Here is a 21,388-nt window from a genome sequence, read left to right on the forward strand (position 1 = left end):
AGTCGGTGTGTCGGTTGCTCAGATTTGAGGAAATGCCATAGACAGAATCGTAACGATGGGGGGTAGCGTTTGTCTGAGTTGTTGCTTATCAGCCACCACCGCCCCCGCACCTCACACCGGACTTTTTACACAGCTTGGCGGCTAGCGCGACGACGCCACACCAAAGCAGCCCCACCCAGCATCAGCATCCACAGCGGATCCATCGGCTGATCAGCTGCACCCAAGGTGCAACCACCGCCGCTGGAGGACGGTGCAGCAGCCGGAGCCACGGCCGTGCCACTCAACGCCACCGAAACCGGCGGCAAACCATCAAGGCTATTGACCGTCAGCGTGGCCGTCTTGGTGCCGGCGCTGGTCGGTGCAAAGCTCACGATCACCGTGCAGCTGTTGCTGCCGGTGGTCGTCGGCACCGCTGCTGCGGTCAGGCAGGTACCGCTGGCGGTGAAATCCGCCGCATTCGCGCCGATCAGGTTGACTGTCAGAGCTTGAGCCGTAGCCGATTGACCAACGTTGTTCAGTGTGATGGTTTGCGTGGTCGTGGTGCCGGTGGTCACGGCCGTGCCCACGGTCACGCTAGGAGCGGCCACCCCAGCCAAGGCGCCAGACCAAGTCAGCACTGGAGCGTTGGCTGCCAGGGTGTTGCCCGTCAGGTTCAAGGTCGGGCTGGTGGCAGCATCCGACGTGATGGTCACGGCAGCAGCGGTGCCTGTGGCCGCCAAAGCAGCACCCGTGAAGGTGACATCCAAACCGCAAGTCGCTGCAGCGGCAATCGTGGCAACACAGGTGTTTGCGGAGGCCGAGAACCCAGCAGGCAGGCCCACCGCCGAGATCGTCAACGGACCGTTACCTGAATTGGTCAGGGTGACATGTTGCACGGCGCTTGTGCCACCCGCCAAGGCGGTGAAGCTCAGGCTCGATGCACTCAGGGTGATGGCTGGCGCTGTCCCCGTGCCGCTCAAAGCCACCGTATGTGTGCCGCCATTGGTGGTGGCGATGCTCAGGTTACCACTGGCTGCGCCGGCTGTTGTCGGCGCGAAATTGGTGGTGATGTCACAGCTGGTCGCTGCGGGCAAAGTCGCCGCACAGGTGGTCGAGCTGGTGAAACCAGCCGGGACGGTGATGTTGATGCCGGTCAGGTCAGCGTTACCCGAGTTGCTCAGCGTGATGGTCTTGGCCGCGCCGGTTGCATTCACATTCACATTGCCAAAAGCCTGCGCAGCACTCGACGACAACCCAGCCACAGGCGTAGGAACAGCCGTGCCCGTGCCCGACAAACTTACCGTTTGGGTGCCGGCGCTGGTGGCAATGTTGAGGGTGCCGGTTGCGGCGGCCGCAACGGTCGGTGCGAATTGCACCGTGACCGTACACGTACCGCTGGTCGCAGCGATCGTGGCTGGCACAGTGCCACAGGTTTGTGCCGAGACGCTGTAAGCCGCGTTGCTACCAGCCACCATCGCGATCGAGGTGATGCTCAAAGCCCCTGTGCCCGTGCTGTTGACGGTGATGGTTGCCGTTCCCGTGGCACCCACTTGGATGTTGCCAAAGGCCTGGGCAGTGCTGGACAAAGAAACCGCTGGGGATGTTGGCACCGGGCAGGCCGCCGTCGTAGCAGGGCTCGCAGTGGTTGGGGTCGTCGCGGATGAAGCCACGCACTGCAAGGGATACGTTGCACTGTTGACCGACTGCGCGATGTAAGCAGCCAAGTCATTCAAATCAGCATCCGCCAGAGGTATGAAGCCCGTCGCCATGTACAGGCCCATCTGTCCACCACCAGCCGTCATGCGTCCCTTGCTATCTAGCCCTGCTCCATAAATCGCATTCTTAATCCGTGCGGCACTAGCACCCGAATAGACAAGATTGCTATCGGTCAATTTTGGAGGTGCAGTATGACAACTCGTACACATCTTAGTTGCGTAAAGAGTTGCACCATTCGTAGCACTAGGCACCACCTGCGCCATTGCCCCACCCCCCATGGTCATCAAAGTAAGGGCGGTGATAGCACCAGCGGTGGCCGTGCGAGAAAAGGCACGAGAAGAGGAGCGCAAGGTCATGTGTGATCTCTCAATCGAGGTTGAAAAGGAACCCTCGCGGGGTCAGACAGGAAAAAAACGACGGCGACGCAGCACCCAAGCCGCAGCGCCGAGGATCAACAGCCACAGGGGATCGATCGGCTGATCAGCCGCACCCAAGGTGCAACCACCGGATGAGGCGGCAGCAGACGACGTGTTGTTCGGCGTCACCCCAGCACCCGTCAGGCCAGATGTCGAAGCCAAAGCGGTACCGCTCAAGGCAAGTGCTGTCGGCAGCGTGCCGCCTTGGCCCGTCACCCCAAGGCTCACAGACTTGGCACCGCCCGTGGTCGGGGCAAAAGTGACGGTGATCTGACAGCTACTCAACGGAGCCAAGGTGACTCCACCGGTCGCTAAACAAGGACCGGTGATCTGAAAATCAGCCAAATCTGTGCCATTCAACGCCAGCAACACCGAGTTGGCAGCCACAGTGCCCGCATTACTCAGGGTGAAGGTGTGCGACAAGCTCGTGCCCACAGCCACCGAAGTTCCAAAGCTGAACGGCACCGGACTGTCCCAATGCAGCAACGCTGTCGGTACACCCACAGCCATGCCCGTGCCGACCATCGCCACGGTGCTGGCAGTCGAACTGGCGTTGGTCGCAATCACCACATTGGCCGGAGTTTGACCAGCCACCGCAGGCGTGAAAACGATGTTGATCGCACAACTCGCACCCACCGCCACGCTGATGCCACAGGTATGACTGACTGTGAAGGCCGCGTTGGTGGCAGAGATGCTGTTGATGACCAATGCAGCTGTACCGCTGTTGGTCAAAGTGACCGTTTGCGCAAGCGTCGGTGTCCCCACCGTCGCACTGAAGTTGAGCCCGATCGCGGGTGAAAGCGACACCACAGGTGCAGTCACCACGGGTGCAACGCCGGTACCACTCAACGTGACCGTGTTGGGGGAGCTGCCGGCGTTGGTGACCAAGCTCAGGGTGCCAGAAACAGCACCGCTGACTGTGGGCGCAAAGCGGATGGAAATCACGCAACTGCCCGTGGCCGCCAAGCTGGTACCGCAAGTGTGGCTGACCGTGAAAGCGGCATGACTCGTGCCAATCGATGTGATATTGAGCGCTGCTGTCCCCGTGTTGGTCAGCGTGATGGTCTGCGCAGCACTGGTTGTCCCTGTCGTCACGCTCCCAAAGGCCTGCGAAGCCGTGGACAACGACACCGTCGGCGCCGTCACCACCGGTGCAACACCGGTGCCACTCAACGCGACCGTGTTCGTACCCGCGTTGGTCACGATGCTCAAATTGCCCGACGCGGCCCCCACCACTTGAGGGGCGTAGGTGATGTTGAGCGTGCAGCCCAAGCCAGCAGCCACGCTGGTGCCACAGGTATGGCTCACCGCAAAAGCGGCGTTGGTCGTTGAAATCGAAGTGATGCTGAGGGCCGCCGTGCCCGAATTGGTCAGCGTGATGCTATGTGCCGTGCTGGTCGTGCCGGTGGTCACGCTGCCGAAGGCTTGGGCAGCCGTGGATGAGAGCGTTACAGCCGGCGCAGTAGTTGAGGGACAGGCCACCACTGTCGCAGGAGTACTGGCTGTAGGCACGCCAGAGGACACGCAAGTGGACGTTCCACCGATTGAGCTGGCAATATAAGCCGCTAAATCGTTGTACTGGGTATCGGTCAGGGAGGTATAGCCCCCCATCGACCCGCCACCCTTACCAAGCAGACCATACGCAGCGTTCTTGATGTTCGCAGCGCTCACCCCATTTTTGATTTTCGATGCGTTAGCCGTGAACGGTGCCATGCCATGGCAGCCGCTGCATCCTGGGTACAACGCAGCGCCGTTGGTAGCACTCTGCGCCGAAGCGACGCCCGTCCAAGCTCCGAAGACGACGAAGGCGCTGGATATGAGCAGTCCTCGGAAGAAAGCAGGCCGAGACAGCAGTTGGGAGTAGATCAGCATGGGCTTGACAGGCCGTTAAACGAAAACACCCGGCCAAAGCCGGCATGGTGGGATGCGATCCATTTTCTATAAATGGGAAGGATTCCCATCGGTTATTTTGCGGATCGCAGGAAAGATTTAGCTGAAGTGTTGCTTACCGGTACAACTTCAGCGCATGCGTCAGATCAACCGAGCTGCTTACGGCCTTGACGGCGACGGCGCAACACCATGGCCGCCGAGCCAAGCAACACCATCCACAGAGGATCGGTCGACGCATCCGTACGACCCAAAGTGCAACCGCCACCACTGCTACTGCTGGCGGCAGCGCCTGAAGCACCACTTCCAGTCCCAGTCCCGCTGGACGGTGGGCAGACCACAGCTGTCGCTAAAGACGACGCCGTCGGGACCCCGGCAGAAGTACATGTAGCCACGACACCACCGCCCACTTGCTGGGCGATGAAAGCGGCCAAATCGTTGTAGTTGCTGTCGGCAATGCCTTTGTACGGCGACATTTGGGTCCCAATATTGATGCCCACAAGCCCGTATGTTGCGTTCTTGATGTTGGCCGCATCAACACCCAGTTGAATGTGCCCCGCGTTGGTTTGAACGGTGTTTCCACCGTGACAACTTCCACACTGCAAAGCAGCATACAAAACAGCCCCGTTAGAGGCACTTTGCGCGCAAACCCCATGGCTTGATGCGCTCAAGATGACCGCCAGCAAGGCTTGGGAGAGCAGCAGTGAACTGGGCAATAGACGATGAACTGGGGGCATGAAACAACTTCCAGCGAAATGGGTAGACGGCATGTTACCCATCCACCCGTGCGACTCAAACCTTGACTGCGCGACGGGCCCGCAAGACCCACACCGAACCGATCAAGAGCAACAGCCACAACGGATCCATCGGTTGATTCGATCGACCCAAGGTGCACCCTCCCATCAAGCCAGCCAACCCCCCTGAAGGACCGGCCGCCGCAATGTAAGCCGCGATATCGGAAGCTTGTTCGTTCGTGACAAAGGCCAAGGAACCCATGTGGCCCTTGTTGCGAGCAATGGCGCTCAAGGTGCTGCCGGAGTTCGTGGCTTTAGCAACATGCTCTCCACCGTTCGCAGCACCACCGTGGCAGCGCGAACACATGGCGGTATAGAGCACAGAACCACGATCGACGGACGTTGACGCCGTGCCTGCAGTGACGTCAGCAGCAATGAAGGCGGCCACGTCATCCAACTGCGTTGCCGAGAGGTTAAACCGAAGGTCATACCCTGCCGTTGGGCTCATCGCCACAGGGAACTTGACCATGGCGTTCTGAATCACCGCGGCACTGACCCCCAAATTGACTCGGGCATTACCACTTGCAGGTGCAGGTCCATGACAGGCTGCGCAAGTGCCAGCATACAAAGCCCGCCCATTAGCAACATTACCCGTCGCACTCGCAGCCACATCGGCCGCCACGTACGCAGCAATATCCGCCAACTGCACCGAAGACAAACCCGCCAGAGAAGGCATCAGCTTCATGGTCGGGCTATTCGTCGTGATCGCGGCTTGCAGCGCCGTGGCCGTGGTGGCTTTTTGCACATTCAAGATACCCACAGCAGGGTTGGTATTGCCGTGGCATGCCTTGCAATTGGCATCAAACAGTCCTTGCCCTGTGAGGGCATTACCCCCAGTCGTGGTCTGCGCATAGCCCGCTACACACCCCAACAAGCTCAGGGCAGCAGCAACAGCACAAAAGATGCGACGCGGTGCGGTAAGACGGGCAAGGTACGACATGGGAAGAAAACTCTGGTGAGGAGCATGTAAAAGACAACGGAGTGAAGTGTCCGCGTCAACCCCGTCACCTTCCTGATCCTTCCCTTAGCGGCGGCGTGCGCCCTAAGCACATCACAAACAAATCACACTTTGACCGAGCGTCTCAGTCCCAGAACGCCCATAGCCGTCATCAGCATCAAGAGCCACAGCGGATCCGCCGGTTCATCGGCCGCCCCAAGGGTGCATCCGCCACCGAGCCAACCCTTCAAGCCACCCGTGGGGCCCGCAGCACCAATGTAGAGCGCGATATCGGTGGCTTGTTCATTTGTCACAAAAGACAAAGAACCCATGCCTCCTTTATCGCTGGCAATGGCGTGCAAGGTCTTATCCGGATGCGTGGCCTTGACCATGCGCTCGCCCCCACGAGCCGCCCCACCGTGACAACTCGAACACATCGTGGTGTAGAGCACCTGCCCACGATCGATCGGCGTCGAGGGTGTTGCCGCAGCCACATCGGTGCCGATGAAAGCCGCCACGTCATTCAGCTCCGTGGGGCTCCAGTTGAAGCGCAACGGACCATAAGAAGCGGAAGGACCCATGGCCGAAGGGAACTTGGCGATGGCGTTTTGCAACACCGCTGCACTCATCCCCAGATAGACACGGGCATTGCCGGTGGCGGGTACCGGGCCATGGCAGGCCGCACAACTGCCGGCGTAAATCAGGCGACCATTGGCCACATTGCCGGTCGCAGCCGCATTCACATCAGCCGCCACATAGGCCGCGATGTCCGCCAACTGCACCAACGAGAGCCCTTGCAGACTGGGCGTGCTGCTCATCGTCGGGCTGGTCGTGGTGATGGCGGCTTGCAGCGCAGCAGCGGTGTTCGCCTTTTGCACATTCAAGGTGCCCACCGCCGGGTTGGTGTTGCCGTGGCACGCCTTGCAGTTGGCATCGAACAACCCTTGGCCGGTCAGGGCATTGCCAACACCCGTCGCCATTTGAGCCAAAGCAAGCCCACTGACCAGCAGACTGCATGCAGCAACAGCGGCACCCATAAGAAACCGAATATTCACAACGTACGACCCCAGCAACGATTCAAAGAGTCCGACGACGGATCCCAAGCACCAAGCCGGCTCCAGCCAATAGCAGCAGCCACAGCGGATCAGCGGTTTGATCGGCACGACCAAGAGTGCACCCGCCGGCTACCGTCAAGGCGGGATACTGCGTAGCAGCGGCTCCAGCCGTGGTGGATTGTGTCGATGAAGTTCCCAGATTGCTCCCCGTCGTGCCAGTCGTACCCGTGGTGCCAGCAGCTGGGGTACTCGTCACGGTGCCTGAGACGCTGGCAACCACATAAGCCGCAAGATCCGAGGCTTGGGTAGCATTCAAACTTAGCGTACGCATCATGCGCACCTGAGCAATGGCACTCAGAATCTTGGTGCTACTGGTAGCTTTACGAATGCCCTGATAACCCGTCGCGGGGGTTGCGCCGTGGCAAGCCACGCACATGGCATAGAGCGCTTGACCCCGATCCACAGCCGTGGTGAGCGTCGTCGGCGCTACCGGCGTGGTCGTACCGCCACCGGCAATATCCGCTGCAATGAAAGCGGCCACATCCCCCAAATCGGTTGACGTCAACGCGAGAAGATTCGATCCACGCATCACAGGGAAAGATGCGATGGCGTTTTGAAGAACAACAGCACTCACTCCCAATTGAATGCGCGTCGCGCCCGTCGCGGGGGATGCGCCGTGACACATGGCGCAGTTATTGGCGTAAAGCGTGGCGCCGTTGCTCACCACCTGAGCCTGAGCCACACCCGCACCACCCAGTGACAAGCCCAAAACCGCCACGCTTGCAGTCAGAAAATGGCGAATGGAGCTGACGAGAGGGAGGTGCAACATGGTGAATAGCCTAGAAAAATCGGTTTGACGTCCGCGAAGAACGCCCGAAGTGTCTATGCCAGCCCGATTTATTGCCTGAGCGTTCCCTTATCGACCACAGGCGAATGAGACATCCATGCTAACCGTTCACACCGAGAAGTTCACGCCTTGACCGTCCGACGGGTACGCACCACCCAACCGGCACCCACAAGCATCCAAAGCCACAGAGGATCTGCTCCTTGGTCAGAACGCGCCACGGTGCACCCTCCTGAAGCCATCAAAGCTTGCTGATTGCCGAAACCATGGGTACTTTCACGGCCGCCATAGGCACCGCCGCCATCGCCACCACCATCGCCACCACTTTCCCCGCCGCCATACCCACCGCCGGAGGTGACACCCCCACGTTGGCTACTGATGTAGGTCGCGAGATCCGCAGCTTGGGTGGTATTCAAACTGATGCCACGCATCGCACCCACCCGGGCAATCGCATTCAGGATGGCGGAGGCGCTGGTCGCTTTGCCAATACCGCTAGAGCCATTGGCCGCCGCACCGTGACAACCCGAGCACATCGCGTACAAGGCTTGACCATTGGCGACACCGGCGGATGGAGCCGTGGTGGTGCCGGTCGTTGGTGACACGCCACCGCCAGCCACACTCGCTGCAATAAACGCCGCCAAATCAGCCGCTTGGGTGGCATTCAAACTGATGCCTCGCATCGCCGCCACATTGGCTGTGGCGTTCTGAATCACCGCCGCACTGGTACCAAGTTGGATCTTGGCCGCACCCGTAGCAGGCGTCGCGCCATGGCAGCCCGCGCACCCAGCATAAAGAGCTTGCCCGCTCGAAACGCTTTGCGCCGATGCAGCACCACCCCAACTCGCCAAAATCGCTAACGCCAAAGCCGCAGAATGCGCTGAACAACGGCGCTGCCAAAAAGACGTGATCAATGTATGCATGGGTCAGAGGAGTGGAGTGGCGTCGAACTGAAACCACGCCGATTGTTCCGTCCAACCATGAAGAATTGCTGATCGGTGGATGGCGAAATCAAGCCATCTCGCTACCATCCATGGTCGTGATCTGTTGGCAGTGCATACGTGGTTCTATAACAACAAATAGCCCCACGTTCTTGCTTAAATCATGTCCCGATGTAACCCATGAATCACCATAGGCTTTTACATTCGCCTAAGCCATGGGATCGACTGAATACCTCGCTACCTTGCATCAAGCTTTTGGCCGGCAAGATGTCTTTTGAGTTGGAATGACCTGAGATGCTGCTGAAAACCCTGCTCGCAGAGCTGACCCCGCACAACCGGGAATTGCATCGCCCCCAGCCGGGTGAGACGGGTGGCTTTGCCCCCTCGGCACCGCCGCCGGGTGGACTCAGCAATGGCGCCGGATACGACCCCAAGTCGTCACTGGCCTCAGGGAGCGGCTTTGCCTCCACCGCGATTCTTGAAGAAGCGGTTCGAGCGGTCCATGAGACACCGGGAGGCATTCAGCCCCAGCAGGTCTATGACTTGTTCGTCAATGGCTCACCGGCGCAGACTCTGCGCCTGCATCTGGCTCAAACCCACGCCGATCAAACCCAAACCACCACCCGGCAACGCATGATCACGCTGTTTGACCCGGCACGGGTCTGGGCCGGTGCGGTGGTGAGAACGCTATCGGATGCCACAGGTCAACCGGTGGACCGGATGCATGTGCGCGATCAAGGCACCTTTAAGTCCTTGGCAACCATTGAACGGACCAGCTTGCCACGCAACAGTGATGAGATGCTGCGCATCTATCACGCGGATGTCCCGGGGCGCAGCAGTGACATTGCCAGCATCCCGCTCACGCTGATGGAGCGCTCCGATTTGGGGGCCGTGGTGGTTGATCACCAGATGCACCCGTCTTCGGTCGATGAGATGCTGCGCATGCTGCAAACCGTCACCGCAAGCGCTGAGTGGCGCTGCCAACACTTGCTGTTTCTGTTGCCAACAGGGGCCCATTGGATCGTCACCAAGATCGAACGCACCGTTTGGCCACGCCATATCCAGATTCAGACGGTCAGTGAGTCCATCAGCAGCGCCAGCGGCGTCTGGAACAAGCTTCTTGGGCACTGGCAGCATGTTTGCTTGGCAGCAGCAGCCAGCCCAGTGCAATCACAGTCGCCATCGTCGCTGTCGGCGTCGTCGCACCCGTTGTCCGCAACTGCGTCGCTCACACCCCATGTAGCGGCGTCTGCTGCACCCACAACAGCAGCCGGGCACTTGGCGCAACAACCGCGAGGCACCAACACGCAGCCCGGCCCGCTCACGTTGATCTCACCGGATAACACGCCGCCACCTCCGGTCGCCGCAGCCAATGATCTGCCTGAGTTGCTCCGCACGGAGGCGCTGATCCAAGACCTGATGCAGGTTGACGGCCTGATTTATGTCGCCATCGCCGATGTTCGACGTGGGCATGTTTTTGCCGGCAGTGGCTATGGCCCAGACATCGACCGTGCCGTGCAGGCAGGCAGTGACATCCTGCGCGCCCATCGCGAATCGTTGCGTTCATTGGGGCATTGGAAACCCAATGAGCCGGTCGAAGAGATCCTCGTCACCGCCGGCACGCGTTATCACATCCTGCGCGTGCTGCCGGCCCACCCCGAATACTTCCTGCTGGCGGTGCTCGATAAGCTCCGAAGCAATCTGGCCATCACACGTTTTCGGGTCATGGAAACCATCCAAGCGCTGGGCTAGCTAGTACGATGGCGGGATGAGCCACATCGCCGCCTTCGACTACGACCGCCCCTCTGCTTCGGGCGCCACTTGCACCGCCCACGCTTGGGCCAAGGTGCCTGCGCCCCTTACACCGGCTGAACGCCTTGCCCTCAAAGACCGGGCACGCCAGTTGCTGCAAGACCGCCAAGCGGTCTTGGTCGCCCACTACTACGTGGATGGCGATTTGCAGGACCTGGCCCTCGAAACCGGCGGCTGCGTCTCCGACTCTCTAGAGATGGCCCGCTTCGGCCGCGATCACAAGGCCCAGACCTTGGTGGTCGCAGGCGTACGGTTTATGGGGGAAAGCGCCAAAATTCTGTCGCCCCACAAGACCGTGCTGATGCCCGATCTGGACGCCACCTGTTCACTCGATCTCGGCTGTCCAACGGACGACTTCACGGCTTTTTGTGACGCCCACCCTGATCGCACCGTGGTGGTCTACGCCAACACCAGTGCAGCTGTCAAAGCGCGGGCCGATTGGATGGTGACCAGCTCCTGCGCCTTGGCCATCGTGAGCCATTTGCATGCCCAAGGCCAAAAGATCCTCTGGGCCCCGGACCGTCACCTCGGGCGCTATATCCAAGAACAAACCGGCGCTGACATGCTGATGTGGAACGGTGCGTGCATCGTCCATGACGAATTCAAGGGCGGCGAGCTGGAGCTACTGCGCCAAGACCACCCGTTGGCCAAGGTGTTGGTGCATCCCGAGTCACCCGCTGCGGTGGTGGCGCAGGCCGATGTGGTCGGCTCGACAGCGGCGCTGCTCAAGGCCGTGATGGAGCTCGACGCGCCTGAGTTCATCGTTGCCACCGACAACGGTATGTTTCACCGCATGCGCCAAGCTGCACCCAACAAGGTCTTGCTCGAAGCGCCCACCGCCGGCAACAGCGCCACCTGCAAGAGCTGCGCCCATTGCCCTTGGATGGCCATGAATGGTTTGCAAGGGCTGGTGGATTGCCTTGAACGCAGCACCGGAGCCGTTGAGATCGACCCGGCCCTTGGCCGCGACGCCTTGCGCTGCATCGACCGGATGCTGGGCTTCACAGCAGCAGCCACCCAACCCACCACCGGCCTCGTCAGGGGTATCGGAGCCGCTTAAGTCTTGCCCAGCCCGAGAAGCTCAAGAGCCCTTACCGATCGGCCAAACCCGCAGGGTTTCAGCGTCACCCAACCGCGCGCTGCGGGCCTCACGCATCAAAACCGTGGGGAAACTCACTGGCAGGGTGTCCGGAAAATCGCGGCTGAAATGCAGGCCCCGACTTTCATGGCGCATCAGGGCTGAGCGCACGATCAGCTCAGCGCATTCGAGCAAGTTGCGCAATTCCAGCAAGTCGCGATTGACGCGGAAGTTGGCGTAGTACTCGTCAATCTCGCCGCGCAACAAGTGAATGCGGTGCAAGGCACGCTCCAAGCGCCGGGTGGTGCGCACGATGCCCACATAGTTCCACATCACCAAGCGCAACTCATCCCAGTTGTGCGAGATGACAACTTGCTCGTCACCGTCATCCACTTGGCTTTCATCCCAAACGGGCAACATCGGTCGATCACATGCCGACCGTTCCAAGATGTGCTTAGCGCAGGTCTGACCCAAAACCACGCATTCCAAAAGCGAATTGCTCGCCAGCCGGTTGGCCCCATGCAAACCGGTATAGGTTGTTTCACCCACCGCATAAAGACCCGGCAAATCGGTACGCCCATGCAAGTCGGTCACCACCCCACCGCAGGTGTAGTGCGCCGCCGGCACCACCGGAATGGGACGTTTGGCAATGTCGATACCTAATGCCAAGCAACGCGCGTGGATGGTGGGGAAATGCGACTTGAGAAAGTCTTCGCCAAGATGGGTCGCATCAAGCCAAACGTGATCGATACCGTGCTTCTTCATCTCGAAGTCAATCGCCCGGGCGGTGATATCGCGCGGCGCCAGCTCAGCCCGCGGATCATGTGCCGGCATGAACCGGGTGCCATCGGGCAAGCGCAAATAAGCCCCCTCCCCGCGCAAGGCCTCGGTGATCAAAAAGCTGCGGTCTTGCGGGTGGTAGAGGCAGGTCGGATGGAACTGGATGAACTCCATGTTGCCCACCCGGCAGCCCGCGCGCCACGCCATCGCGATGCCATCACCAGTGGCGGTATCCGGATTGCTGGTGTAGCGATACACCTTGCCCACCCCGCCGCTGGCAAGCACCACCGCGCTAGCCGGCAAGGTTTCAACCCGCCCGCTGCGAATATCGAGGGCGTAGACCCCATAGCAATGAGGACGCTCTTGACGCCGCACATGCCTTGACGTGATCAGATCCACGGCCATCCAAGGATGGCGCACCTCGATGTTGGGATGCTGAGCCACCTCAGACAGCAAGGCTTGATGAATCGCCCGGCCCGTAGCATCAGCCGCGTGAGCGATACGCCGCACGGTGTGACCCCCTTCCCGCGTCAGATGCAAGCCCAAAGGCCCCGCCGGATCGGGTGAAAACGGCACACCCCGCCCCACCAACCAAGCCACCGCTTCAGCGCTGCGCTCAGCGATGAAACGAGCGGTATGTTCATCCACCAGTCCAGCACCGGCATCTTGGGTGTCGCGGACATGGCTCTCCACGCTGTCATCATCGCCATCAAAGACGCCAACGATGCCGCCTTGAGCCCACGCCGTCGCGGCCTCGTCCAAATTGCGCTTGGCCAAAACAATCACCCGGCGCTCCGCCGCGAGTTGCAGCGCGACCGTCAATCCCGCCAAACCAGCCCCAATCACCACCACGGGCAAGGGGGCTACAGACGGGTCGTTCTGGGAAGCACTCACGGGAAAATGCATTGCATCAATCGAAGTCATGGTCTTATCGCACGTCGGCAAGTTGCGGATGATAGGATGGTTCGACCTCCCATTGCCCCATGCCCCTCGCTGCAACCCTTGGAAATCGCATGGACCGACGTTTCGACCTGAACAGCCGTCCCAGCGTACCAACGCTGACGGACCGAACTGACTCTTCCATCGGTACACCCAAGCGCCTTGAAGAGGACGGGAGCTACGCGACCCAGTTTGTGCGCAATGCGGATGATTATTTGCAGGAATCCGAAGAAGATATTGGCCGGGATGTTGGTAACCACACCCGCGAACTCTTCGTTTCGACCGATGCCGCTGAAGCGCTAGAAATCCAGTTTGATCACCGCAAACCGGTCTACATCGTGATCCATGATGTGGCAGCCAAAGCATCCCTCAAAATGCTGGCCGGCGTGGCAGCCGCCGTGGAGCGCATGGGCGCGCACTTGGTGATCCGTCGGCAAGGTTTCGGCACCACCTTGGCCAGCATTGATTATCTGGATTGCCCGGTGGAGGGGGATATGCGCGGTTTGCGGTTGTATTCCACCGCCATCGATGCCGACACCCTGACCCGCGTGCATCTGACGCGAACCTTGTTTCGACATGCCGCGTTTTGCGTGGTGGTGGTCGGCAATCTGCCCACACATGCCATCGCAGAAGAGCTGCGCACGTTGCGCGATCACTTGGCCCAAGGATCCAACCCCTCCAATTGGCGCTGTCGGGACATGCTGGTCATGCCGTTGGTGGTGAACCCTGCGCTTCAAGACATCGTCAATGAGCTGACTGCCGGTACCTGTGTGCAAGCCACCGTCACAGCCCCTGTCAAACGCCCAGTCGATGTCTGGCCGATCCTGAGTGCCGCTTGGAATAAACGTCAGGCCTCGCTGCCCGAAGCGCTGCGCGGTATCTGGCTTGACACCCAGAACGACGGCATGATCAGCGTGACGCCCCTCGCACCGGGCCATGCCCGCCCCGTCGCGCGCATGGTGGTCAATCCGATGGATCGGATGGTGCAAGATTTATCGTCTCAACCCGGGGTGATCAGTTGCTGCCTGTTTGAGATCGAATCCAGTCGCGTGATGGCCGCCGCAGGAACCATGCATAGCGGCCCCGATATGGCGCGGCGCGGCACCTTGCTGCTGGCGGCCGCACAAAGCGGACGCCGACAACTGGGTTTGAGCGCTCCGGTGGATGAGGTTGTGATCACCGGTGGCACACAAGCCTTGGGTCTGCGCACCCTGCAATCGCAGCGTGACTTGGCCGTACACCTGATCTACACCCCCGCCGAAACCCATTGGCAAACATTGAGCCAACGCATCCACAAGCTCGATGCAGATCTGCCACGCAGCCCAGTGATCTGAGCAAGCGTGGCACAGAGGCGCCTCAATGCACCGTGGTCATGGGGCAGCCGAAGTCGAAGCCACCGTCCTCGCTCAAACGCACCGGAATCACATCCTTCGGCCCAAATCGGCCTTCCAAAATCAACTTGGCCACCGGATTTTCGATCCGACTCTGAATCGCACGCTTCAACGGCCGAGCTCCAAAAACCGGGTCGAAACCCACCTTGGCCAAGGCAGCCAGCGCTTCGGCGGACACATCGAGCCCCATATCCATCTTCGCCAACCTGGCTTCCAACCCCTTGAGTTGAATCTTGGCAATCGAGGCGATGTGCTGCGCATCCAACGCATGGAACACCACGGTTTCGTCGATGCGGTTCAAAAACTCGGGCCGGAAGTGCTGCTTGACCTCGCCCCAGACGGCATCGCGAATCAACTCGCTGCGCTGTCCGGCCATGGCCATGATCAGGTGAGAGCCTAGGTTGCTGGTCATGACGATCACCGTGTTCTTGAAATCCACCGTGCGCCCTTGGCCGTCGGTGAGCCGGCCATCATCAAGCACTTGCAACAGCACGTTGAAGACGTCCGGGTGCGCTTTTTCGACCTCGTCGAGCAAGAGCACCGAATAGGGTCTGCGCCGCACCGCCTCGGTCAGGTAGCCGCCCTCGTCGTAGCCGACGTAGCCCGGCGGCGCGCCGATCAGGCGGCTCACCGAGTGCTTCTCCATGAACTCGCTCATGTCGATGCGAATCATGTGCTCTTCGCTGTCAAACAGAAAACCTGCCAGCGCCTTGCACAACTCGGTCTTGCCCACGCCCGTGGGGCCAAGGAAGAGGAACGATCCCAGCGGCCGGTTCGGATCAGAGAGCCCCGCCCGCGAGCGGCGAATGGCGTCGCTCACCGCCACGATCGCTTCGCTTTGGCCCACCACTCGTTCGTGCAACTTGGCTTCCATCTTGAGCAACTTGTCGCGCTCGCCCTGCATCAGCTTGGCCACGGGAATGCCTGTCGCACGGGACACCACTTCAGCGATTTCTTCAGCCCCCACCATGGTGCGCAGCAACTGCGGACCTTTGCCAAGGCCGCCGGCGGCTTTGCTGGCTTCCTTGGCTTGAGCTTCCTTGAGGCGCTTGTCGAGTTCCGGCAACTTACCGTATTGCAACTCGGCCACCTTGTTGAAGTCACCCTTGCGGGTCCACTCCTCGATCTGGAACTTGAGACGGTCGATCTCTTCCTTGACCTGCGCAGAACCCTGCGCCGTAGCCTTTTCGGCTTTCCAGATCTCCTCCAAGTCAGCTGCTTCGCGCTCCAGCTTACCGATCTCGTCTTCGATCAAGCCCATGCGCTTTTTCGAGGCTTCATCCTTTTCCTTGCGCACGGCCTCACGTTCAATCTTGAGCTGAATGATGCGGCGATCGAGCTTGTCCATCACCTCCGGCTTGGAGTCGATTTCGATCTTGATCTTGGCTGCGGCTTCGTCGATCAGGTCGATGGCCTTGTCCGGTAAGAAGCGATCGGTGATGTAACGGTGGCTGAGTTCCGCCGCTGCCACGATGGCCGGGTCGGTGATCTCCACCCCGTGATGCACCTCGTACTTTTCCTGCAAGCCGCGCAGGATGGCGATGGTGGCTTCGACCGTGGGCTCATCGACCAACACTTTCTGGAAGCGGCGCTCCAGCGCAGCGTCCTTCTCGACGTACTTGCGGTATTCATTCAGCGTGGTGGCACCGATGCAGTGCAACTCGCCGCGCGCCAAGGCGGGCTTGAGCATGTTGCCAGCGTCCATCGCCCCTTCGGCCTTGCCCGCACCGACCATGGTGTGCAGCTCGTCGATGAACAAGATGATGCGGCCTTCGTCCATGGCCACTTCTTTCAGCACCGCCTTGAGGCGTTCCTCAAATTCGCCGCGAAATTTGGCCCCCGCCAAAAGGCCCGCCATATCGAGCACCAAGACGCGTTTGTTCTTGAGGCTTTCAGGCACTTCACCGTTGACGATGCGCTGCGCCAAACCCTCCACGATGGCCGTTTTGCCGACACCGGGCTCACCGATCAACACGGGATTGTTCTTGGTACGGCGCTGCAAGACTTGGATCGCACGGCGGATCTCGTCATCGCGGCCAATCACCGGGTCGAGCTTGCCAAGACGGGCGCGTTCGGTCAGGTCCAAGGTGTATTTTTTCAAGGCTTCGCGCTGGCCTTCAGCTTCGGCTGAATCGACCTTGGCCCCACCACGCACCGATTGAATCGCGCTTTCCAAGGCTTTGCGGGTCAGGCCCGTGCCACGCAAGGCTTGGGCGAAATCAGTTTTGGCCTCGGCCAGCGCCAGCAACACCATCTCGCTGGCGATGAACTGATCACCCTGTTTGCCGGCTTCCTTCTCGGCCGTTTGCAGCAGGGCAATCAGCTCACGCCCGGGTTGAAGCTGCGCACCTTGCACCGCAGCGATCTTGCCCAGCGCCACATTCACCGCCTCCTCCAAAGCACGCAGCGCCACGCCAGCACGTTGCAAAAGCGAGCGCGGACCATCGTCTTGTTGCAAAAGCGCTTTGAGCAGATGCGCGGGTTCGATGTAGGGATGATCGGCCGCCAAAGCCAAACTCTGGGCTTCGCCAAGGGCCTGTTGCAGCAAGGTGGTGAACTTGTCGATACGCATGAGAGAGTCCTTCAGTGGTCTTCAGGTTGGACTTGAAACTGAGGCTCCCGCCGGGCTTTTCAAGGGTCTGTGCGTATCAGTGTGCTCTTTCCAAACAAGCTCTCGACCAGATCGACCACCAGCTCGGCGGTGCGATTGCGCACGTCCAGCGCGGGATTCAGCTCCATGATGTCCAGCGAAGCAAGCCGGCCGGTATCGGCGATCATCTCCATGCACAACTGCGCTTCGCGGTAGGTGGGTCCACCGGGCACCGGCGTGCCCACGCCGGGTGCGATGTCGGGATCGAGAAAATCAACGTCAAAGCTCACGTGAAGATGGGTATCGGCATCCACATCGGCCAAGACCCGCTGCATCACGGCCCGCATGCCGATCTCGTCCACGGTGCGCATGTCATGCACATCCAGCCGCTGGGCATGCACAAAGCGTTTTTCCTCTGGGTCCACGCTGCGCACCCCCACTTGCCGAAAGGCCGCCCCGTCCACCGCTGGCACGTGCCCGGCAAGCTGCACCAAGGCCTCAGGCCCAAAGCCGGCCAGCACCGCCACCGGCATGCCATGCAAATTGCCACTGGGCGTGATCATGGCCGTGTTGAAGTCCGCATGGGCATCCAGCCAAATCACCCGTAATTGGCGACCTTGGGCATGAACGTGCCGCGCCACCGCGCTAATCGAACCCATCGCTAAGCTGTGATCCCCGCCCAGCAACACGGGCAGATGGCCCGCCGCCAAAGACGCCAACGTGGCCTCATGCAGGCGCCGACACCAAGCCAGCACCTCGGGCAGATGACGATAGCCGCTTTGGGCGGCTTGCCAAGGATTGGCGGGGCCGGTGACGTTGCCGATGTCTTGCACCGACAAGCCCCGAGCCCGAAGCCGTTCGATCAAACCGGCCACCCGCAAAGCTTCTGGGCCCATCAACGCGCCACGGACCGAAGCGCCGATATCGGTGGGTGCACCGATCAGATCAAGGATGGTCGGCATGGTCCAAACACCTCATGCGTCCTCAGACATCCACGGCAAACTCGCCACCACCTTCGTCGCACTGTGAGCCGTCCAAGTCGTATTCGGCCACGATGGCGGCCCAAGCCTCTTCGGCGGTTTCGACGAAATGGACCAAGTGAACATCATTCGGACTGATCATGCCGGTCTCGACGAGATGCTCCAGATTGATCAGCTTGTCCCAGAAATCACGGCCAAAAAGATAGATCGGGCGGCGGCGACACTTGCCCGTCTGAATCAAGGTCAGGGCTTCGAAAAGTTCATCCAAGGTGCCAAAGCCCCCCGGGAAGCAGACCAACGCGATGCTACGCATCAGAAAATGCATCTTGCGCAGCGCGAAGTAGTGGAACTGGAAACACAACTCGGGCGTGATGTAGGGATTCGGTTCTTGCTCGTGCGGCAGCACGATGTTGAGACCGATGCTCTTGCCACCGGATTCAAACGCACCCCGATTGCCCGCCTCCATCACCCCCGGCCCCCCCCCGGTGACCACGTGAATGGGCGAGGCCAGTCGGGCGGACGCAGTGGTCACCATTTCGGCAAATCGGCGCGCCTGCTCGTAGTAGCGCGACATCTCGACTTGTTGCTGCGCCCGACGCAGGGCTTGCTCATCGCCCTGAGCTTCAGCGGCTTGCAACCGTGCCCGCGCTTGTTCCGGCGCAAGAATACGAGCACTGCCAAAAATAACGATGGTCGATTCGATGCCATGCGCTTGCTGGACCAGATCAGGTTTGAGCAGCTCCAGCTGCACACGCACCGGGCGCAATTCATCCCTCAGAAGAAAGTCTGAGTCGGCAAAGGCCAGCTTGTAAGAACTACCGGGCCCGTCATAGCGCGAAGCGGGCTTGGGCTGAGCAGCATCTTCTTGCGCGCTGGGAAAGTTCCGCTCTGTCAGACGACTTTGCGGAAGCCGACGATGGGGCTTGCTCTGTTTGTTCGGTTTGCTCATGGACGTCGCATCTGTTGGAAGGCGACGCCCAGCTTATCCCAGAGCGTGACAGACCGGACAGTGCGGATCAGCCATGACGCGAATTTCGCGCCACTGCATGGCGCGTCCATCCAACATCAGCAACCGCCCACCGAGCGTGGAGAGCTTGGGGGCGTGAATCAAGGTCTTGAGTGCTTCAGCCGCCTGCATCGCACCGATGATCCCGACCAACGGCGCGAACACCCCCATCGTGGCGCAATGCAGCGCCGGCACCGAGGCGTCCGGGGGGAAAAGGCAGGCATAGCAGGCTTGACCCGGTTGGCCCCACACCGCCACCTGACCATCCCAGCCCACGGCAGCCCCGGAGACCAGCGGCTTGCGATGCATCACGCAAGCCGCGTTGATGGCTTGGCGAGCAGTGAAGTTGTCGGTGCAGTCCAAGACCAGATCCGCACGCGCCACCAAGGCGCGGATCGAGACGGCGTCCATCCGTTCGGTCACGCTATGGATCGTGATCTCGGGGTTGAGCGCCAAGAGCGTGTCCCGCGCCGACTCGGCCTTGAGCTGGCCAATGCTGGCTTGGCGATGCACGATCTGGCGCTGCAAGTTGGTCAGATCGACGCTGTCGTGATCGACCACCGTCAACGTACCAACCCCGGCCGAGGCCAAATACATCAGCGCCGCTGAGCCCAACCCACCGGCACCGATGACCAAGACATGCGCGGCAGAAACCGCTTCTTGCCCTTCCACGCCAATGTCATCCAGCAAGATATGACGGCTGTAACGCAACAGCTGGCGATCATCCAAGCTCATCGGCACTGGGCTCGTCACTGGACTCGTCAGTTGGAACGCGGCTCTTCAACCTTGCGCTCGGTCTGGGTCTTGCTGACCATGACCGGACGGCCTTTAAGCTGATTGAGCGCTTGGGCCAGCGGGAAGTCTTCAGCCGTGCCGTACTCCGGCAGACGCGGCAAAGCCTTGTCGGTACCCTTGGCAGCGTTGGCTTCTTCCATCTTCTTCAGCGCTTCTTCGCGCGCTTTCTCCCGCGCTTCATCTTTCTTCTCGCCCTTGTCGGCTTCGCCAGAGGCGGTCAGATGGTGGTCGAGATCCGCTTCACGCACACGCAGCGCCGAGAACAGATTGCCCTGCGCGGTTTCGTCCACCAAAACATCGGGCACGATGCCCTTGGCTTGGATCGACTGACCCGATGGCGTGTAGTAGCGCGCCGTGGTGATCTTGAGCGAGGTGTTGGGCAGCGGCAGACGCGTCATTTCGCTCTGCACCGAGCCCTTACCGAAGGTTTGCGAGCCCATGATGACGGCGCGCTTGTGATCCTTCAGCGCACCAGCCACGATCTCGCTGGCCGAGGCCGAGCCTTCGTTGACCAGCACCACGATCGGCACCGATTTGATCAACGCCGGCATGCCACCCAAGGGATCGAAGCCATCGCGGGAATAAAACGCTGGCGTGGCCTTGAGCAAGCTCTTGGATTCGGGGATCTGGCCGTTGGTGGACACCACCACCGCATCCTTGGGCAAGAAGGCCGCAGAAATACCCACGGCGCAATCCAACAAACCGCCCGGATCGTTGCGCAAATCCAACACCAAGCCCTTCAGATTGGGTTCTTGGCGGAAGATTTCCTTCATCTGTTCAGAGAAGTCACGCAGCGTGGGCTCTTGGAATTGATTGATCCGCACCCATGCATAGCCGGGCTCCATCACCTTGGAGCGCACGCTCTTGGTCTTGATTTCTTCGCGGATGATCGACACAGGGAAGGTGCGGTTCTCGCTCTTGCGGAAGATCGTCAGGCTCACCTTGGTGCCACTGGGGCCACGCATACGCTTGATGGCTTGATCCATGGTCAAGCCTTTGACCACGGTTTCATCAATGCGGGTGATCAAGTCGCCACTGACCAGCCCAGCGCGGAAAGCGGGTGAACCCTCGATGGGCGACACCACCTTCACAAGACCTTCTTCCATCTCGATCTGGATGCCCACGCCGGTGAACTTACCGCTGATCCCTTCGCGGAATTCTTTGAAGCTCTGGCCATCGAAATACTGCGAATGCGGATCCAGCCCCGACACCATGCCGCTGATGGCGTCACGGATGAGCTTTTTTTCATCGACCGTTTCAACGTACGAACGCTTGACCAGATCGAAAACAGCCGCGAGCTGTTGCATTTCTTCCAGCGGCAGCGGCGTGCTTGCACTGCGTGCCGTGGCCTGAAATTGCAGCGTCGTCAGCGCCCCGGCCACAGCACCCAGCGCCACCCAACTCGCAACCTTCAGTTTCGTCCCCATGACTGGCGATCCTCTTGATAAAAC

General features: G+C 60.4%; 16 protein-coding genes. 3 read left to right on the forward strand and 13 right to left on the reverse strand.

Going from position 1 to position 21,388, the window contains the following annotated elements; all coding sequences use genetic code 11:
- Positions 1 to 125: 125 nt before the first annotated feature.
- The 7 genes from AB3X39_RS06890 to AB3X39_RS06920 all read right to left on the reverse strand — a co-directional run bounded on the left by AB3X39_RS06890 (position 126) and on the right by AB3X39_RS06920 (position 8,548).
- Positions 126 to 2,051 (reverse strand): choice-of-anchor D domain-containing protein, encoded by a 1,926-nt coding sequence (locus tag AB3X39_RS06890; protein WP_369416624.1) that lies wholly within the window; start codon positions 2,049 to 2,051, stop codon positions 126 to 128.
- 42 nt (positions 2,052 to 2,093) lie between these two features.
- Positions 2,094 to 3,983, reverse strand: coding sequence for a choice-of-anchor D domain-containing protein (locus AB3X39_RS06895; RefSeq protein WP_369416625.1), 1,890 nt, complete (start codon positions 3,981 to 3,983; stop codon positions 2,094 to 2,096).
- 164 nt (positions 3,984 to 4,147) lie between these two features.
- Entirely contained in the window at positions 4,148 to 4,474 is a 327-nt protein-coding gene (locus tag AB3X39_RS06900; protein WP_369416626.1) for a JDVT-CTERM domain-containing protein, read from the reverse strand.
- A gap of 316 nt (positions 4,475 to 4,790) precedes the next feature.
- Entirely contained in the window at positions 4,791 to 5,732 is a 942-nt protein-coding gene (locus AB3X39_RS06905) for a c-type cytochrome (protein WP_369416627.1), read from the reverse strand.
- A gap of 122 nt (positions 5,733 to 5,854) precedes the next feature.
- Positions 5,855 to 6,766 (reverse strand): c-type cytochrome, encoded by a 912-nt coding sequence (locus AB3X39_RS06910; protein WP_369416628.1) that lies wholly within the window; start codon positions 6,764 to 6,766, stop codon positions 5,855 to 5,857.
- Between the two features lie 40 nt (positions 6,767 to 6,806).
- Positions 6,807 to 7,613, reverse strand: a complete 807-nt coding sequence (locus AB3X39_RS06915; protein WP_369416629.1) for a JDVT-CTERM domain-containing protein — start codon at positions 7,611 to 7,613, stop codon at positions 6,807 to 6,809.
- Between the two features lie 140 nt (positions 7,614 to 7,753).
- Positions 7,754 to 8,548 (reverse strand): c-type cytochrome, encoded by a 795-nt coding sequence (locus AB3X39_RS06920; protein ID WP_369416630.1) that lies wholly within the window; start codon positions 8,546 to 8,548, stop codon positions 7,754 to 7,756.
- Between the two features lie 312 nt (positions 8,549 to 8,860).
- On the opposite strand from AB3X39_RS06920, the gene AB3X39_RS06925 reads away from it, so the two are divergent.
- Together AB3X39_RS06925 and nadA are read left to right on the forward strand one after the other, a co-directional pair.
- Complete coding sequence (locus AB3X39_RS06925; RefSeq protein ID WP_369416631.1) at positions 8,861 to 10,318, forward strand: roadblock/LC7 domain-containing protein; 1,458 nt, start codon at positions 8,861 to 8,863, stop codon at positions 10,316 to 10,318.
- Positions 10,319 to 10,334: 16 nt separating this feature from the next.
- On the forward strand, positions 10,335 to 11,438 hold the full coding sequence (gene nadA, locus AB3X39_RS06930; protein ID WP_369416632.1) for a quinolinate synthase NadA: 1,104 nt from the start codon (positions 10,335 to 10,337) through the stop codon (positions 11,436 to 11,438).
- Between the two features lie 21 nt (positions 11,439 to 11,459).
- Here nadA and nadB read toward each other — a convergent pair whose 3' ends face one another.
- A complete protein-coding gene (gene nadB, locus AB3X39_RS06935) occupies positions 11,460 to 13,130 on the reverse strand; it encodes an L-aspartate oxidase (RefSeq protein WP_369416633.1) in 1,671 nt (556 codons plus the stop codon).
- 89 nt (positions 13,131 to 13,219) lie between these two features.
- On the opposite strand from nadB, the gene AB3X39_RS06940 reads away from it, so the two are divergent.
- The gene (locus AB3X39_RS06940) at positions 13,220 to 14,509 is read left to right on the forward strand and encodes a hypothetical protein (RefSeq protein ID WP_369416634.1); all 1,290 of its coding nucleotides are present in this window, start codon (positions 13,220 to 13,222) and stop codon (positions 14,507 to 14,509) included.
- 22 nt (positions 14,510 to 14,531) lie between these two features.
- On the opposite strand, the gene clpB is transcribed toward AB3X39_RS06940, so the two are convergent.
- The 5 genes from clpB to AB3X39_RS06965 are packed head-to-tail and all read right to left on the reverse strand — an operon-like array spanning position 14,532 to position 21,364.
- On the reverse strand, positions 14,532 to 17,138 hold the full coding sequence (clpB, locus tag AB3X39_RS06945) for an ATP-dependent chaperone ClpB (RefSeq protein ID WP_369416635.1): 2,607 nt from the start codon (positions 17,136 to 17,138) through the stop codon (positions 14,532 to 14,534).
- Positions 17,139 to 17,197: 59 nt separating this feature from the next.
- Entirely contained in the window at positions 17,198 to 18,118 is a 921-nt protein-coding gene (gene rocF, locus AB3X39_RS06950) for an arginase (RefSeq protein WP_369416636.1), read from the reverse strand.
- A gap of 22 nt (positions 18,119 to 18,140) precedes the next feature.
- Positions 18,141 to 19,085: an LOG family protein gene (locus AB3X39_RS06955; protein WP_369416637.1), complete on the reverse strand. Its 945-nt coding sequence runs from the start codon at positions 19,083 to 19,085 to the stop codon at positions 18,141 to 18,143.
- Positions 19,086 to 19,118: 33 nt separating this feature from the next.
- A complete protein-coding gene (locus tag AB3X39_RS06960) occupies positions 19,119 to 19,871 on the reverse strand; it encodes a HesA/MoeB/ThiF family protein (RefSeq protein ID WP_369416717.1) in 753 nt (250 codons plus the stop codon).
- 32 nt (positions 19,872 to 19,903) lie between these two features.
- The gene (locus tag AB3X39_RS06965) at positions 19,904 to 21,364 is read right to left on the reverse strand and encodes a S41 family peptidase (protein WP_369416638.1); all 1,461 of its coding nucleotides are present in this window, start codon (positions 21,362 to 21,364) and stop codon (positions 19,904 to 19,906) included.
- Between the last annotated feature and the right edge of the window lie 24 nt (positions 21,365 to 21,388).

The sequence above is a fragment of the Leptothrix ochracea genome, from assembly GCF_041083635.1.
Lineage (GTDB): Bacteria > Pseudomonadota > Gammaproteobacteria > Burkholderiales > Burkholderiaceae_C > Sphaerotilus > Sphaerotilus ochraceus.

Excerpts from the sequence above, each read along its gene's own strand:
- rocF (WP_369416636.1), bottom strand. The coding sequence starts at position 18,118 with ATGCCGACCATCCTTGATCTGATCGGTGCACCCACCGATATCGGCGCT.
- clpB (WP_369416635.1), bottom strand. The coding sequence starts at position 17,138 with ATGCGTATCGACAAGTTCACCACCTTGCTGCAACAGGCCCTTGGCGAA.
- AB3X39_RS06925 (WP_369416631.1), top strand. The coding sequence starts at position 8,861 with ATGCTGCTGAAAACCCTGCTCGCAGAGCTGACCCCGCACAACCGGGAA.
- AB3X39_RS06900 (WP_369416626.1), bottom strand. The coding sequence starts at position 4,474 with ATGTCGCCGTACAAAGGCATTGCCGACAGCAACTACAACGATTTGGCC.
- AB3X39_RS06905 (WP_369416627.1), bottom strand. The coding sequence starts at position 5,732 with ATGTCGTACCTTGCCCGTCTTACCGCACCGCGTCGCATCTTTTGTGCT.
- AB3X39_RS06895 (WP_369416625.1), bottom strand. The coding sequence starts at position 3,983 with ATGCTGATCTACTCCCAACTGCTGTCTCGGCCTGCTTTCTTCCGAGGA.
- AB3X39_RS06915 (WP_369416629.1), bottom strand. The coding sequence starts at position 7,613 with ATGTTGCACCTCCCTCTCGTCAGCTCCATTCGCCATTTTCTGACTGCA.
- AB3X39_RS06890 (WP_369416624.1), bottom strand. The coding sequence starts at position 2,051 with ATGACCTTGCGCTCCTCTTCTCGTGCCTTTTCTCGCACGGCCACCGCT.
- AB3X39_RS06965 (WP_369416638.1), bottom strand. The coding sequence starts at position 21,364 with ATGGGGACGAAACTGAAGGTTGCGAGTTGGGTGGCGCTGGGTGCTGTG.
- AB3X39_RS06920 (WP_369416630.1), bottom strand. The coding sequence starts at position 8,548 with ATGCATACATTGATCACGTCTTTTTGGCAGCGCCGTTGTTCAGCGCAT.
- AB3X39_RS06955 (WP_369416637.1), bottom strand. The coding sequence starts at position 19,085 with ATGAGCAAACCGAACAAACAGAGCAAGCCCCATCGTCGGCTTCCGCAA.
- nadA (WP_369416632.1), top strand. The coding sequence starts at position 10,335 with ATGAGCCACATCGCCGCCTTCGACTACGACCGCCCCTCTGCTTCGGGC.
- AB3X39_RS06910 (WP_369416628.1), bottom strand. The coding sequence starts at position 6,766 with ATGGGTGCCGCTGTTGCTGCATGCAGTCTGCTGGTCAGTGGGCTTGCT.
- AB3X39_RS06940 (WP_369416634.1), top strand. The coding sequence starts at position 13,220 with ATGCCCCTCGCTGCAACCCTTGGAAATCGCATGGACCGACGTTTCGAC.